The organism is Haloarcula rubra (assembly GCF_019599465.1).
In the GTDB taxonomy this organism is placed as follows: domain Archaea; phylum Halobacteriota; class Halobacteria; order Halobacteriales; family Haloarculaceae; genus Haloarcula; species Haloarcula rubra.
In genome coordinates this window covers 78,031-92,239 of sequence record NZ_RKLR01000006.1, presented here as the reverse complement: position 1 = coordinate 92,239, position 14,209 = coordinate 78,031, and the positions used below count along the sequence as shown (strand labels likewise).

Genomic DNA, 14,209 nt, shown 5'->3' with positions numbered 1-14,209 from the left:
GGCTCTCTCCTCGCGAACAAATGTCTTTTGCCCTACTTGTACGGGAGCGCTATCGGTCACCGTCAGCCCGGACGACAGTACGATGCTCCGGGACGCGCTCCAGTTCGTTGTCGACGGCCCCGAGCGACGATTGAGTGGAGCCCGAACGTACCGCTGGGACCCTGTCACGCCCTCTCTGTGTGTATGCGTCGCAGTAGCGATAGAAGCTTGATACGTCTCCAGCGTCTACACCTGTCCTCTACTGTGACGACACCAACGACTCGACGTATCGGTTTGCTGTTTGCGACCCTCGCGCTGCTCTGGGGCCTCTCCTTCGTCGCCATCAAGACGGGCATCGAAGGGTTCCCGCCCGTTCTGTTAGCGGCGCTCAGACACGATATCGCCGCCGCGGTACTGGTCGGCTACGCCCTCTACCGCGGCCGAACGCTTCGCCCGCGGACCCGCGACGACGTGTCGCTGTTCCTCGTCGGCGGGACGCTCCTCATCGGGGCCCACTTCACGCTGCTGTTTCTGGGACAACAGTACGTTCCGAGCGCCTATGGGGCTATCCTGCTCAGTCTCACGCCGGTCGTGACGCCGGCGTTCGCGGCGACGCTCCTCCCGAGCTATCGGGCCCGCCCTCACGAGATTATCGGTACCATCAGCGGTTTCCTCGGCGTAGTGGTCATCGCGAACCCGTCGCCGGGAGGGCTTGGCTCGCGACTCACCGGTATCGCGTTGCTCATCGGCGCCGCCGTCGTCTTCGCGGCTGGCGCGGTGCTCACCGAGCGGTACGCGACGACGCTCCCGATAGTGTCCGTACAGGCCGGGATGACGGTCGTGGGCGCCGTCATCCTCCACGCAGTCAGTGCCCTGTTGCCGTCGGAGCAGGTGGGCGCCGTCTCGGCCGGCGTTGAACACCTCGCCGCGCTCGTCTACCTCGGTGTCTTCGCGAGTGCCGCCGGCTTCCTGCTGTACTTCCAGCTCGTCGACGCCGTCGGGGCGGCCGAGACCAGCCTCGTCTCCTACGCGGTACCGGCGGTGACTGCCGTCTTCGGGTGGCTCCTGCTCGGCGAGGTACTCACGCCGCTGACCCTCGTCGGCTTCACGGCCATCCTCGTCGGATTCGCGTGGGTGAAAGCCGACGTGCTCAGGACGCTACTCCGTCGCCGTGGCCGGTCGGACACACACCGTGGTGGTGGCTCGTCTGGCGACTACGTGGTCGTCAGCGGGAACGCCTACTGCAAACGGAACTGCTGACCGAGTTCGGCGGTGGCGTCACTCGCCAGGTCCTCGTACGACAGAAAGATAGGGAACGTCCCGGACCAGTGATGGCTGCAGCGGGGATGGCGTGAATTGCACCGTTGGGGTGGGGTGGGGTGGGGGTTCTGGTACGGGCAATCGGGGCCCGGGACATCTCACCCAACGCGCTATCCGACATTTATTATTCAGCAGGTAAATGGTGCCGACCGTGGTTTGTGGGCTGATTAAACTGTGCGTCTCGGCTCTCATTCTGCGATAATGCGATTTTAGTTGCAGCTGATTTAGTATCTACCTAACAAATCTGCGGTAGCGAGGGTCGTCCCGCTCACCGGCGTCTATGCTACTGGGCTATTACCGGGCCTGTACAACAACCTCTCTGGGACTGCGGACGAACGGCTACCAGCGATTCCCGAATGTACTCTAGACGGCGATGGCAGCGCGACCATCGCCTCCGTAGTTGTTTCTGTCTGGGTCTCGGTTTCGGTAGCTGTTTCTGTCTCAGTCTCAGTCTCGGTTTCGGTAGCTGTTTCCGTCTCAGTCTGAGTCGTCGTCTCGGCTGTCCCTCCTACATTTCCGGAGTTCCCGACGGTGAACGAACTGACGACCGACTCGCTGTCGCTCAAGACACTTGCCGTGTAGAAGCCACCGACGCCGGTCGCAAGCGTGATAGCCGTCACGACTGCCAGTACGGCGATTTTCTGCCCCGACGCTTGATTACGTGTCATCGGGCCCCTCCTCTAACTGGTACTCGACGGCCTCGGCGTTGTCCTGCATCGACGACCCGTTCTCTGGCACGTCCGACTGTCCGTCCGCGCCGGTCGTTGAGGCAGCGGCTTCCTCACCTTCGGGAGCGAGCCCCGACAGCGTCTCCGCGACTGATTCGTTCACCGACTGACAACGGTAGAGATGGTCGCCGTTCGGAAGGTAGCATTCGCTCTCTGCTGGGTCCCAGAGGAGACAACGCTCCATGTCCTCGGCGCATGCGACGATTGTCTCGACCGATTCGACGGGGACGAGACGTTCGTCGTCGACAGTCACAGGTGTCGTGATCTCCAGTGGTGACTCTCCCTCACCGACCAAGTTGAGACTGTCGGACTCGTCCTGGCTAGCCGTTTCAATCTCGTCGGTCGGTCCGCTACTGGTGACGACCATCCCGAAGCCGAACAGAAGGCTGACTCCCGCTGCGGTCGTAATCGCGGCCGCGACACCTGAGCGCGTGTCGTAGGTGATCCAGGCGCTGACCACCGTCAAAGCAGCCGTCGGGACGAGCGCAAGCTGGATTTCCTTCGCCGTGAGGGTAATCGTCTCACCACCATCGTCGGCATCGCCGGCGCTGGCTGGACTGGCACCGTTGTCACTGTCTCCTTCCTCACTATCGTCCGGCTTGTCGCCATCGGAGTCGCGCGCCGACCTGAACAGGACCCACGCCTCGTTCAACAGCAGGAGACCGATGGGAACGACCACCAGTACGGCGAACCCGTAGGTCGTGTCGGCGAAGGTGAGGACGTGGCCGATATACGGAACCGTCAGGAACACTTCCCCGACGACCTGCTGTCGTTGCACCGGCGTGGGGTCGCGGTCCTCGTTCGCGTCGCCTTTGGTCACGTACGTCTCCTGCCCCTCTTGTGACCTGATGTCGACGACACGGTGGGTCGTGGGGAGCCTATCGTCACCGCTCCCGTACGTGATGACGTCGCCCTGCCGTATCTCACCTGGTGAGTGGTCGATGATGACGACGTCTCCAACTCCGATAGCCGGTTCCATGCTCCCACTGACGACAACGTGACTCGAATAGCCGTCTACGACGTTCGCGCCACCGACGACCGCGAAGGGCAGGACCACTGCGACTAACGCGAGTGTCCCGAGTATTTTGACGACCCGATTAGCTCCCGACACGCGCCTCACCTCCATCCATTGCACGCTCCGCAATGGCCGTTCGCTGCTCGGTTCTGCGTCGCCGTCGATATCGTTTCGTTCTGTCTATCATTGTGACTCCTCCCGGTTGTCGCACTGCCTGGCCTGGAAATCGAGAGCGAGACTCAGGGACGTGTCGGCAAGATTGTCGGTGCTTCCGGTAAATTCCCATTCGAGGCCGAGGCCGAGTGGCTGACACCCGACACAGTCGCCCACCGCCATCGGAACTGGTTCTGGCAAGAACTGTGTAAGCGTCCCCGTGTACAGCGGCGAATTGCCGGGGGTGCTACTCGCATCTGGCGTCTCCTCTCTCCACAACGTGGCCTCGATGGCGTCAGCCAGATCGGTGTCGCCCTTTGCGCCGACGCGAACTGTCACGTCCGACGGTGTGTCACAGACCACGAAGGCGACGATGGCCCGCCCGGTCGCGTCGGTTCCGATGTCGTCGAACGAGAATTGGATCGTCTGTTCCCGCTCGAATACCTGCGGAAACTCGTCGACTTGCTGTGTCGGGGTGGTCGTCGTCGTTCCGTCGTAGGTGACGGCCGCTGCCATCCGGAGATCCAGTTCCTTGCCACCGATCAGTCCAGGGTAGGTTCCAGCGTCGTTGAGCGTCGCCCGGGTGCCGCCCTGTGTCTTGAGGATGTGGACGAACGATCCGCCCGCGAATCCAATTACCCCTGCGGCAGCGGTGCTCTTGAGGAAAGAGCGGCGGTTCCATTCCTCACTCATGGCTGGTCCTCCCTCGCCGAATCTCCAGCAGCATCGTCTGTCGGGCGGTCATGAGTGTGTCCCCCACTCGATTCGATCACGACGTCGAACGCGACGGTGACCCGGTCCGATTGCACCGCGTTCGACACGCTTTCGTCGAGGTGCCAGTCGAATCCGAGACAAAGCGAATTCGAGGGGGTGAGACAGGACACTTCGACCGGCGACGACGAACCGGAGAGTGTGTCGGTGACAGCTGCCAGCGGTCCACTCGCCAGTACTCTTTCGCCGGGGTCTCGACGTCCGTTACACGGGAACAGGACGTTCGACCGGAAGGGGCCGGTGTCGTACCAGACGGTGGCGTCGATAGCCTCGTCCAGCACTGTCGAGGCGTCGGCCTTCCGCTCGGGCTCGGTTTCGCCCTGTTCGCTGATGTCCTCGACGCGCATTTCGAAGGAGAGACACGTTTCAGGCTTGCCCCCCGACGGTGGCACTGTCATATGCAACAGCACCCCGCCCGAGTCGCCGGGGAGAACGTTCGACGTCACGAACGCCGGCAACTCCCCTTCGGGAGTTTCCGAGTCGACTGACGCCCGTTCGACGACCTGCCCGTTGTACTGCTCGCGCCACTCGATGGTGAGTACGGGCGTGTCGTCCTCGTCGGTGAAAACGGTCGCGTTCGTGTACTTCGTCTCGGCCGACCCGAACTGCGCTATCGCGACGGACGCCATCCCCGCCGTTCCGAGCCCGCCGAGGACCTGCCGACGCGTAATTCGACGGTCTGTCATCGACTGCGAAGCGCCCTCCAGATGACTGTAGCCCCGTCATTCGATTGGCCCGTGATGCTCGCCGGTTGCTTCTCGACAGCTCTGAGAGCCGAACCGTGAATACCGCTCTCCCGGATGGTCCTGTACACGCGCGCGTGTTCGGACGCGCTCGTGACCGGTGACTCGCTGAACGTCCGTTCATTTTGCATATTCGATCACACCCATCGGCCCGGCAGCGTGGAGTCCGACTCGACTGTTAGACAGTCAACAGCCACTGGTCGTTCACTTGAACGACCTGTTTGGCGGGTTGCTGCCGATTACCGTGTGGGGGGTCGACCTGTCTGGGCTTATCTAATGAGTCAATTGGTCGATTCGACAGCGAAACGTGCCGCTTCGGCCAATTTTCAGCCGTCGACTGATTTCCCGAGACTGCGCTTTAGAAACCGCCTGATTGCGTGAACAGATTCGATCGTTCGGGAAGCAACAGCCTACGACATGCTGATCGAAGTTTGGATTGTGACGATGAGTCAGCGTATCGGTCGGTGAGAAGAGGAACCGTGGAGATGCGCCGGGTCGACCTCATTCGGCCGGCAGTCGAGACCCGTCGTTGTGACGGCACTGCTCGGTGTAGAACCCGAGATCGAACCCGACGGAGTCGGTCTGGAGTTCGTTGGCGTGGTCGACGGGCAGCCACCACGCAAAGCAGACGTGTCGCGTCGTCGAGTTCGGGTAACAGTCACGCTCGCTCGTCCGCGTGTCGGCGTCGAGCGGGATGCCGCCGTCGGCCGCGCTTTCGAGGACGTCACGGAGGGTTCCGCGGGCGACGATACGCTCGTCGCCTTCGAGCGTGATGGACGTGCTGCTGTCGACGTCGTGTGGCGCGTAGACGATCTCGCTCTGTTCGAGGACGTTGTCGCCGTCGTCGTGCCAGACCAGCGTGTGGATGGCGTCGAGGAGTTCGCCCGGGTTGTTCCCGTTCGCGTTCGTCCCCGACTCGTCGTCGTCTTTCTTTTCGGGTTCAGTCATGCCGTTGTCGGCGTTCTCGAGTATCTCCGCGTCGAGCCAGATGTACCCTGGGTTGTTGAACAGGTGGAGGCTGAACGTCACCTCACCAAAGTCACCCGGCTTGACGTCTTCCAGATACACGAGCGGATCCCCCCGTGAGGACTCGGTTCGTAGGTCCGAATCCAGTTCGTCAGGCACGTTCGCGAACTGTGACCGGAATTCCTCCTCTATTTCCTCGGGCGACAAGGACGTCATTTTGCTGAGTTGGTTACGGGTGTATATCGTATCCTGAATCCCGTCGTCGTCCTCGTCGGGGAAGGCTTCGATAGCCGTGTTCATCATGAAGTCGTCGACGAACTCGTCGGGCACCGCGATGAGTGGCTCCATCGGAGTGGGGAGTCCCGTATAGCCGTCGGGAACGGTCGTCGGATCGCCGTCTGTCATCAAGACGTCGAAGTTCCCGGTGCCATCGTCGTCGGTATCTCCGTCCCCGTCGAGGTCGGTCTCGTCGCCTCCGAAGTCGTCTGTCCGGTCGTCGTTCTCGTCGTCGGACCAGTCGGCGTAGTGTTCCTCCCAGTCGACCAGCATATCCAGTTCGCCGGCGACGAGTTGACTGTTCGTGAACGTCTCCGTGTCGCTGAAGAACGCCGTCGTTCCCAGTCCGGCACCGGTCGATGCGAGTCCGACACCGCCGAGGCCGGCGAGCACCTTCCGCCGTGACAGTTCGAGGTTGTGTTTGGTCATGGGGTCCCTCTCCAGGGAAGACCCACCGGCGGAGTCGAACCGCCTGTCGCGCGCCCGCGTGGGTCGATAGTTGTGAAGCGATGCTACTGGTCTACTGTCGTTGCATTCCGGTGCCGTCGTTGTGGCGGCACTGCTCGGTGTAGAAGCCGAGGTCGAAGCTCACGCTGTCAGTCTGGACCTCGTTGCCGTGGTTGATGGGGAGCCACCACTCGAAGCCGACGTAGACCGTCGTCGAGTTGACGAGACAGGTCCGCGGCGGAGCGTCTGGGGGCTGCATGCCATTCGCGATACAGAAGTCGATGTGACTGATCGCGTACGGTTTGCCGTTGTTCGGATTGATTGGGGGATGGAGGTCGTAGGAGCCACTTCCCGACGCGGGGCCGTCGTCGGGCGTACAAAGGTTCGCGTTCGGACCGCCTTTGACGATGACCAGACCGGCACCGGCCTCGGTCCCGTTGACTTCCAGATTCTGGTAGACCAGTTTCTGTGGCTGACCGTCATCCTCGGCGGTCACCTTCACCTCCACCGAGAAGTCGTAATCCGTGCCGTCGATGGTGACCGTCTTGGTGATCGTGTGGTAGTTCCCGTCCTGGTCCGGCAGTTCGCTCTCGTCGAACTTCACGCCGACCTTGTAGCCCTGGCTCTCACAGTCCGGATTGACGCTGGTGGACCCCACGCAGGTGAACGTCGAGGAGCCGTCGATGCCACTCCCGTCCTGTGAGGCCCCACAGTGCGGCTTCGTGAAGTTCGCGGCGCTCAGTGGCACGCCCGGGTTTTGCTGGAGTGCACTGAGGACGTTCCGTAGCGAGTCGGGCCCGACGATCGTCGGCTCGTCGGCGTCTTTGAGGTTGTTTCCGGAATCGCCTCCGATGTGTCCGGCACCGTCGTACCAGGCCCGCGCCTGGATCTTGTCGAGGAGTTCGACGGTGTCGTCGACACCGTCGCCGTCAGCGTCACCGGACTCGTCGTCGTCCTTGATCTCAGGTTCGGTGTACCCGTTCTCACTCCCGTCGACGTTGCTCGCGAACATCCAGAGATACCCCGGGTTTCCACAGAGGTGTGCGCTGAACGTCACCTCGCCGAAGTCGCCCGGTTTCACGTCGTCGATCGAGATGAGCGGCTTGTACGTGCCACTCTCTTGGTCGTAGGTGTCCGCGTTCTTCGTGCGGTACCCTGTGGTCGGGTCGAGGTCTTCCGGCGTGTCGGCACCGATGTTACAGATGTCTCCCGGACCCGGGTCACTCGCGTCGGTGTCCGTGAGTGCTTCCAGCGTCGCGTCGTAGTCGTTGATCGCGTCGTTGTCCTTGTCGGGAAATGCTTCGATGGACGTCGCCGCCATGAACTCGTCCTCGTCGGAGATGGTCAGCAGGATGGACTCGCCGGCCGGCCCACCGGGGAGGACGTAGTCCGCGGTCGACTCACTCGACGCCATCCCCGCGTACTGCTCCTCGTCGCTGGACCAGTCGGAGTAGTGCTCCTGCCAGTCCATCTTGAGGTCCAGTGAACCAGCGGTCAGCTTGTTGCCGTCGAACGATTCCGTGTCACTGAAGAACGCCGTCGTGCCGAGTCCAGCGCCCGCGGAGGCGACCCCGATGGTCCCCAGTCCGCCGAGCACTTTCCGCCTCGATAGTTCGAATTTGTCTGTCATTTTCAGCCTCTCCTCTCCCCGTTTGGGGGAAGACCCACCGGCGGAGTCGAACCGCCGTGGTGCCAGCGTGGGCCGATGGTCGCGGAACGATGCAGGGTCAGGCGTTCTCGGGAGCCATCCCCGTGCCGTCGTTGTGGCGGCACTGCTCGGTGTAGAACCCGAGGTCGAACTCGACGCTGTCCGTCTGAATCTCGTTGGCGTGGTCGACAGGCAGCCACCACGCGAAGACGGCGCTGTGGACGTGGTCGTGATCGTCCGCGGACCCTCGGAAACACGCCGTCGGGAAGTGGCCGAGCGAGGTCCCGTTCAGCGAGGGATTTCGGTAATAGACGTCGGAGACCGACGCGCTCCCGATGTTGCCGAGACCAACGGCCATCGCTACCACCGTGGCGTCGTCGTCGTATTTGGCCCCGAGATCGGCGACGCTGTTGCCGTCGTTCCCATCGTCGTCCGGAATTTTGGTGTTTCCTCCTGAGGTCACTTCGAACCAGTTGTAGCCGGGGTTGTCCTCGGGGTCCGGGTCTCCGTCGACCTCCAGATGGACGTTGCGAGTCTTCCACGTCTGGGCGTCGATGTCACCGTCGTTGGAGGTGTGGTAGACGACGTGTTGGGTCCCGTCCGTCTCCTCGATGAGCAGCCACACCTCGTCCGGTGCGGAGTTGGTGTTGTCCGCGCCCCCGTAGTACTCGTAGGTCAGCGACCCGCCCTTGATGTTCCCGATGGTCTCCCCGACCGGGACTGAGGTGGTAGCGTAGTCCGTGGTCGACGCACCACCGGACGTACCGTGGGCGACCTTGCCGCTGCCACCGGCCGGGTCGTTCGTCAGTTCGAAGTCGAGGTCGTAGTCTCCGTCTGTGCTGAAATCGAACCGGTTCACGCCGTGAGCCGTGAAGTCGGTAGGGACGATATCGCTCGCTGCCACGTTCCGCCCGTCGATGCGGATTCCTCTGTCGGATCCACTCGTCTCCAGTTCGTTGAGAACGTTCCTGAGCGAGTCGACGATAAGCGGCTGCTCGCCACCGTTCTGGTAGTTGTTCCCGTCGTCGAGCCAGACGGCGGCTTTGACCTCGTCGAGGAGTTCGACGGTTTTCTCCGAATCGTTTGCATCCTTGAGGCTTCCATCCTCTTTCTGGTCCTCGTCGTCGTCGTCAGCTTCCGATTCGGTGACACCGTTCTCGCTCGCGTCGACGAGTTCGCCGTTCATCCAGACGTAGCCGGGGTTGTCACACAGCGCGAACGAGAACGTCACCTCGCCGAAGTCGCCCGGTTTGACGTCGCCGAGTTCGATGACCGGCTTGTCGAGGTCATCGGCGTCTGTTCCACCGGAACACGACGCGTCGCCGTCAGCTCCCGTCTGCGTGTTCGCGAGGAACTGTTTCGCGTCGTCGGCGTCCTGCACCGAGATCATCGAAGCGACGTTCGACGGGAGGCCGACCCGACCGTCTGCTACTGGACCACCACTCGGGTCGGTCATCTGCACCTCGCCGTCGAGGCCGTCGTCCTCGTCCTCCGACCAGTCGGAGTAGTGGGCCGAATAGGCCGCCTTCATGTCCAGACTACCGGCCTGCAGTTTGTTGTTCTCGAACGTTTCCGTGTCACTGAAGAACGCCGTCGTGCCGAGTCCAGCGCCCGCGGAGGCGACCCCGATGGTTCCCAGTCCGCCGAGCACTTTCCGCCTCGAAAGTTCGAATCTGTCTGCCATTTTCTCCCTCTCCCCGTTCGGGGGAAGACCCACCGGCGGAGTCGAACCGCCGTGGTGCCAGCGTGGGTCGTGTTCGTCGTTCGATTCAGTCGCTCGGAGCGGGTCTAGGCCTGCCCAGCGCCGCTGTTGTGGCGGCACTGCTCGGTGTAGAACCCGAGATCGAAGCTCACGGTGTCCGTCTGGATCTCGTTTGCGTGGTCGACCGGCAGCCACCACGAGAGACCGATGAAGTTGTTCGTGGAGTTCACGAAGCACTCGCGGTTCGGGTCGTCGCCGCTGTTCGGTAACTTGTTGCTATCGACCTCGTCGTACGCAGTCGAGCGATTCCCGTCGAGAGGTATCCCGAAGTCCGTGCCGACGGCTTCCAGCAGTTCGCGGAGCGTACCTCGGAAGAACTCTTGCTCGCCGACGAGTATCTGCGAGATCTGTGCGAGGAGATCGACCAGTTCGTTCGCTTCGCCAGTGAAGAAGATGTGTCCCTGGTCGGCCGGACGGGCGAACTCTGCCAGCGAGCTCTCGGTGGCACCGCCAGTTCCGACCGCGAAGATTTCGTCGGTGTAGTCGTCGCTGTCGGACCCGGTGACGTCGTTAGCAGCCTCAGATGGGTCGGTGCCTAGGTTGTGCTGTCCGTCGGTGATGACGATCTGGGTGGTGAAGGCATCCGACGGGCAGTTCGCCAGGTCCTCGTCGGCCGCCTCAATCCCGTCTCCGATTGGGGTGCCGTCTTCGGCCGGAAGGCCATCGATGGCGTTCTCGACAGCAGTTCCGTCGTCGGTGACCGTCTGGACGACCCGCGCATTTTGGTTGTTCTCGCCGAAGTAGGTCACTCCGACTCTGTTATCCGGATTCGCATCGAGTATTTCGTCCGCCAGAAGGTTCGCGGCGTTCTTGGCCTGGGTGTTCCGATCCCCAGCCATCGACCCGGACGCGTCGAGGACGAGTTGCACACAGATGGGCTGTCCCTGGCGACCGGGCTCGAACACGTTGTCACCGTCCTCGTCGTACCAGAGTTGCGTCTGGATCGCGTCGAGGAGTTCCACCGTTCCTGACATCTCGTCCGGGTCCTTTCGCTCAGGCTCAGTGTGTCCGTTTTCGCTCGCACTGACGAGTTCGCCGTTGAGCCAGACGTATCCCGGGTTGTCACACAGGTGGAAGCTGAGCGTCAATTCGCCGAAGTCACCCGGCTTCACGTCGTGGAGGTTGACGAGTGGTGCCGGGACCACGTTACCGTCCTTGTCCTCCATCAGCGTGTCGTCGTTCTTTGTTCGGAGCGCGTTCTGAATCCTGGGATCGAGGTCCTCTGGCGTGTCCGCGAAGTCATCACACGCGTCGTATTGTTCGAGATCGTCCTGGATACCGTCGTCGTCGTCGTCCGGGTACGCCTCGATTGACGTGTTGTCCATGAACGTCCCGAGGTCGTCCCTGTGCACCCAGATGAGCGGATCGCTCGGATTGGGAAGCCCAACCCAGTTGCTCGTGTCCGAGGGCGCGGACATCTTGACGTCGTAGTTCAGATTCTTGCTCTCGTCTTCGGACCAGTCGGAGTAGTGCTCTTCCCAGTCGACTTTCAGGTCTAGTGAACCAGCGGTCAGTTGGTTGCCGTCGAACGATTCTGTGTCACTGAAGAATGCCGTCGTGCCGAGTCCAGCGCCCGCGGAGGCGACCCCGATGGTCCCCAGTCCGCCGAGCACTTTCCGCCTCGATAGTTCGAATTTGTCCGTCATTGTTCTCAGTGTCCAGCAGTGGTTGTGCCACACGCCGGACGCGACTCAACGTCCAGGCCATACGGGCTTAGATAATGGCAGCATTGGTGACACGACAGACAGTTGAACAGACCGTGGAACGCTCCAAACGTCTCGATTAACCTGTTCATCGGCCCATTACGACTCCTATCCCGGAGAGTATACGACGTATAACCACGACGAAACCTTCCTGAACCCGTCCAAGAGATGTTCCAACGCGGTCGTTCCCTCCGATTTGCGGGCGCTCGGCGTCGATTGCGCTCGGCTCACCGTTCTGCGTCAGCACATCGTGCCCGCGCCGAACGGCCGCGGTTTCCACCGGTGTGGCACCGACTCTATCACGGCCTACTACTATCAGGTGGTCGTATCAGCCCGGGAAAACGTCTCTACGCCGGATCTCTTCGGATTCCCTTCGTGTCTCTTCTAGGTGTATTACGCCGGCTACTCCGAGTAATAGAGCGAATAGTAACATGGCTAACATGCGAGCCGACGAAACACAGCGACCGAATTGGGGGGTCTCACTTGTCGCCCGTGTCGTCGCTGTTGAGAATCAATGCAACAGGAACCACAGGCTTCGAAGCAGGACCGGATCCTCAGCGAACAGGACGTACACGAGATATTGCGAAACGAGCGCCGCCGAGCAGTCATTCAGCAACTTCAGCGGACTATCGGCGAGGCATCACTCCGTACCTTAGCAGAGCGCATCGCCGAGTACGAAACAGGCGAATCACCACCACCGCGGAACATCAGACAGAGCGTCTACAACTCCTTACACCAGACACACCTGCCGAAACTCGACAGACAGGGTATCATCGACTACGACAAGAACCGGAAGTCAGTCTCGCTCCGCCGGGACGCTCGCGAGGTCAACCCGTACATGGACGTCTTTCTGTTCGACTCGTACCGATTCACCTGGGCCGAGTACTACCGCTCCGTCGCAGTCATCGGGTTCCTGACGCTGTTAGCCGTCGAAATCGGCACCCCGATCGTCAGCGCTATCGATTCCGTCCTGTGGGCCAGTCTGTTTCTCGTCGCCGTCGCACTGTCGACGGCGTATCAACTTCGGGGCTATCGGTGGGTACTGCTGGACCGGCTATTCGGAGGGCTATAGACATGGCGCTCGTATCGCCCCTCGACCACGTTCGGACGCTCGCCGGTCGCCTCCGGCGACCCGAGTACACCGGTGACAACCGGTGTCTACCCTGTACCGTCGTAAATCTCGTCCTCGCGGCGCTGTGTACCGCCGTCCTCGCGACGGTAGCTCTCTCGATTGCCGCGCTGTTTCTCGTCGTCTCGCTCCTCCTGATTTACTTTCGGGGCTATCTCGTGCCCGGGACACCGACGCTGACGAAGCGGTTCCTCCCCGACCGCGTGTTGGCGCTGTTCGACCACCACCCAGCACCGGCCGCCAGCGACGACGAATCTGACCTCGACTTAGAACGGGTTCTCCGGCGTGCGGACGCGATAACGCCCGCGGCCGACGACGAGGACGTGCGGATAGCGCCCGAGTTCCGCCGGACGTGGCACGAGCGGATGGCTGCGCTCCGCGAACGAGACCCCGACCGCACGGCGCTCGCACCGGTGCTCGGGGCCGCCGTCGACGACGTCGAGTTCGAAGACTACGGGGACGCGTTCGTCGTTCGACGGAACGGCATACACGCCGGGCAGTGGGAGTCTCGTGCGGCCTTCGTCGCGGACGTGGCCGGCGGCGAACTCCTCGCCGAGTGGTCGCCCGACTGGGCTCGGTTGTCCGTCTCGGAGCGGAGCGCCGTCCTCGGCGGTCTGCGACTGTTCCTCGACCGCTGTCCGACGTGTGGCGGGCCGGTGATGCTCGAAACCGACACCGTGGAGTCGTGCTGTCGGTCCGTCGACGTCGTCGCGCTCTCCTGTCAGTCTTGCGAGGCCCGCCTGTTCGAGGAACCGGCTGAGGACGTCCTCGGCTGATCTATAGTAGCCCTCGAAAATCGAGTATCCCGACCGCACGACTGCAGTGCGATCGGTGTGTCCATCGTTCAACTGGTACTATCGGACCGTCGCTTGCAGCACCCTTGGGTCTCCTGACGGAACCGTTCGTCACCGGCCCGGATGCCCGGGTTTTCATCGACAGGCAGACGGTCTCGCGAGAGCCTGGATACAGTTGTGCGAAACGTCTCGGGCGGTCGGGCAAGCAGTACGAGGTCAACGCCCACTGGTGAACGGCCAACAGCGCGAACGGTTCTCCCATCTCGATAATAGTACTCCCCGAGGTAATCGGACTGCTCCGCCTGAGCAACTGCCGTCAGTTTGGCTTTTCGTCATCCTCGATACTACCGTGGTCGTCGCTCTTCCCAGTCGTGGGTGCCATCACAGCCGTTGACGTCGGCGAAGCGGAGACATCACAGTAGGGTCCCAATCTCGGTGTCAGTACAGCGTTTTACACTGTAACTTTCCACGTTGTCCCCGATGAGCAGCCCCACTTTTCGATTTGTATCTCGGCTGTCTTCTGACAGATTATATTTATGTTCGAGCCAACCTCTTTCGACGATAGACCGAGTTCGTCTGCGATGAGTCGAGATTTGAAGTAGGTCTGTTCTGTGGCGTTCTTTTCGAGGTATGCAAGGATACGCGATTGCTTCTCCGAAAGGGTACTCGAAGCCGTCGCAGTCTCTGTGTCTGACGTCGACATACAGTCTCCACTTCCGTACTATCCATATTGTTATCAACTGTCTTCCCACAAGGGGGCACAAGGACATCGATT

At 61.7% G+C, this 14,209-nt stretch carries 12 protein-coding genes; 3 read left to right on the top strand and 9 right to left on the bottom strand.

Annotated features, from left to right (window positions below; translation table 11 throughout):
• Positions 1-273: 273 nt before the first annotated feature.
• A complete protein-coding gene (locus EGH21_RS15025) occupies positions 274-1,239 on the top strand; it encodes a DMT family transporter (protein WP_236035572.1) in 966 nt (321 codons plus the stop codon).
• Positions 1,240-1,577: 338 nt separating this feature from the next.
• Here EGH21_RS15025 and EGH21_RS15020 read toward each other — a convergent pair whose 3' ends face one another.
• The 8 genes from EGH21_RS15020 to EGH21_RS14985 all read right to left on the bottom strand — a co-directional run bounded on the left by EGH21_RS15020 (position 1,578) and on the right by EGH21_RS14985 (position 11,454).
• The gene (locus EGH21_RS15020; RefSeq protein ID WP_220619297.1) at positions 1,578-1,967 is read right to left on the bottom strand and encodes a hypothetical protein; all 390 of its coding nucleotides are present in this window, start codon (positions 1,965-1,967) and stop codon (positions 1,578-1,580) included.
• A complete protein-coding gene (locus EGH21_RS15015; RefSeq protein WP_220619296.1) occupies positions 1,957-3,138 on the bottom strand; it encodes a signal peptidase I in 1,182 nt (393 codons plus the stop codon). The genes EGH21_RS15020 and EGH21_RS15015 overlap by 11 nt, the downstream gene beginning before the upstream one ends.
• A gap of 87 nt (positions 3,139-3,225) precedes the next feature.
• Positions 3,226-3,888: a twin-arginine translocation signal domain-containing protein gene (locus EGH21_RS15010; protein WP_220619295.1), complete on the bottom strand. Its 663-nt coding sequence runs from the start codon at positions 3,886-3,888 to the stop codon at positions 3,226-3,228.
• On the bottom strand, positions 3,885-4,652 hold the full coding sequence (locus tag EGH21_RS15005) for a hypothetical protein (protein WP_220619294.1): 768 nt from the start codon (positions 4,650-4,652) through the stop codon (positions 3,885-3,887). Before EGH21_RS15005 ends, EGH21_RS15010 begins: the two co-directional genes overlap by 4 nt.
• Positions 4,653-5,210: 558 nt before the next feature.
• Entirely contained in the window at positions 5,211-6,380 is a 1,170-nt protein-coding gene (locus EGH21_RS15000) for a SipW-dependent-type signal peptide-containing protein (RefSeq protein ID WP_220619293.1), read from the bottom strand.
• A gap of 91 nt (positions 6,381-6,471) precedes the next feature.
• The gene (locus EGH21_RS14995; protein ID WP_220619292.1) at positions 6,472-8,028 is read right to left on the bottom strand and encodes a SipW-dependent-type signal peptide-containing protein; all 1,557 of its coding nucleotides are present in this window, start codon (positions 8,026-8,028) and stop codon (positions 6,472-6,474) included.
• A 97-nt stretch (positions 8,029-8,125) separates the two neighbouring features.
• On the bottom strand, positions 8,126-9,730 hold the full coding sequence (locus tag EGH21_RS14990; protein ID WP_220619291.1) for a SipW-dependent-type signal peptide-containing protein: 1,605 nt from the start codon (positions 9,728-9,730) through the stop codon (positions 8,126-8,128).
• Between the two features lie 104 nt (positions 9,731-9,834).
• The gene (locus tag EGH21_RS14985) at positions 9,835-11,454 is read right to left on the bottom strand and encodes a SipW-dependent-type signal peptide and vWA domain-containing protein (RefSeq protein WP_220619290.1); all 1,620 of its coding nucleotides are present in this window, start codon (positions 11,452-11,454) and stop codon (positions 9,835-9,837) included.
• A 571-nt stretch (positions 11,455-12,025) separates the two neighbouring features.
• On the opposite strand from EGH21_RS14985, the gene EGH21_RS14980 reads away from it, so the two are divergent.
• Together EGH21_RS14980 and EGH21_RS14975 are read left to right on the top strand one after the other, a co-directional pair.
• Complete coding sequence (locus tag EGH21_RS14980) at positions 12,026-12,583, top strand: DUF7344 domain-containing protein (protein ID WP_220619289.1); 558 nt, start codon at positions 12,026-12,028, stop codon at positions 12,581-12,583.
• A 2-nt stretch (positions 12,584-12,585) separates the two neighbouring features.
• Positions 12,586-13,416 carry a DUF8054 domain-containing protein gene (locus tag EGH21_RS14975; RefSeq protein WP_220619288.1) on the top strand — a complete coding sequence of 277 codons (831 nt, stop codon included), beginning with the start codon at positions 12,586-12,588 and terminating at the stop codon, positions 13,414-13,416.
• A gap of 469 nt (positions 13,417-13,885) precedes the next feature.
• Here the strand turns inward: EGH21_RS14975 and EGH21_RS24065 are convergent, their stop codons facing one another.
• Positions 13,886-14,137 carry a DUF7123 family protein gene (locus tag EGH21_RS24065; RefSeq protein ID WP_236035570.1) on the bottom strand — a complete coding sequence of 84 codons (252 nt, stop codon included), beginning with the start codon at positions 14,135-14,137 and terminating at the stop codon, positions 13,886-13,888.
• Between the last annotated feature and the right edge of the window lie 72 nt (positions 14,138-14,209).

Bases quoted from the DNA above. Each gene is read 5' to 3' on its own strand.
- EGH21_RS15000 (WP_220619293.1), bottom strand. From the start codon at position 6,380: ATGACCAAACACAACCTCGAACTGTCACGGCGGAAGGTGCTCGCCGGC.
- EGH21_RS24065 (WP_236035570.1), bottom strand. From the start codon at position 14,137: ATGTCGACGTCAGACACAGAGACTGCGACGGCTTCGAGTACCCTTTCG.
- EGH21_RS14990 (WP_220619291.1), bottom strand. From the start codon at position 9,730: ATGGCAGACAGATTCGAACTTTCGAGGCGGAAAGTGCTCGGCGGACTG.
- EGH21_RS14980 (WP_220619289.1), top strand. From the start codon at position 12,026: ATGCAACAGGAACCACAGGCTTCGAAGCAGGACCGGATCCTCAGCGAA.
- EGH21_RS15005 (WP_220619294.1), bottom strand. From the start codon at position 4,652: ATGACAGACCGTCGAATTACGCGTCGGCAGGTCCTCGGCGGGCTCGGA.
- EGH21_RS15010 (WP_220619295.1), bottom strand. From the start codon at position 3,888: ATGAGTGAGGAATGGAACCGCCGCTCTTTCCTCAAGAGCACCGCTGCC.
- EGH21_RS14995 (WP_220619292.1), bottom strand. From the start codon at position 8,028: ATGACAGACAAATTCGAACTATCGAGGCGGAAAGTGCTCGGCGGACTG.
- EGH21_RS14975 (WP_220619288.1), top strand. From the start codon at position 12,586: ATGGCGCTCGTATCGCCCCTCGACCACGTTCGGACGCTCGCCGGTCGC.
- EGH21_RS15020 (WP_220619297.1), bottom strand. From the start codon at position 1,967: ATGACACGTAATCAAGCGTCGGGGCAGAAAATCGCCGTACTGGCAGTC.
- EGH21_RS14985 (WP_220619290.1), bottom strand. From the start codon at position 11,454: ATGACGGACAAATTCGAACTATCGAGGCGGAAAGTGCTCGGCGGACTG.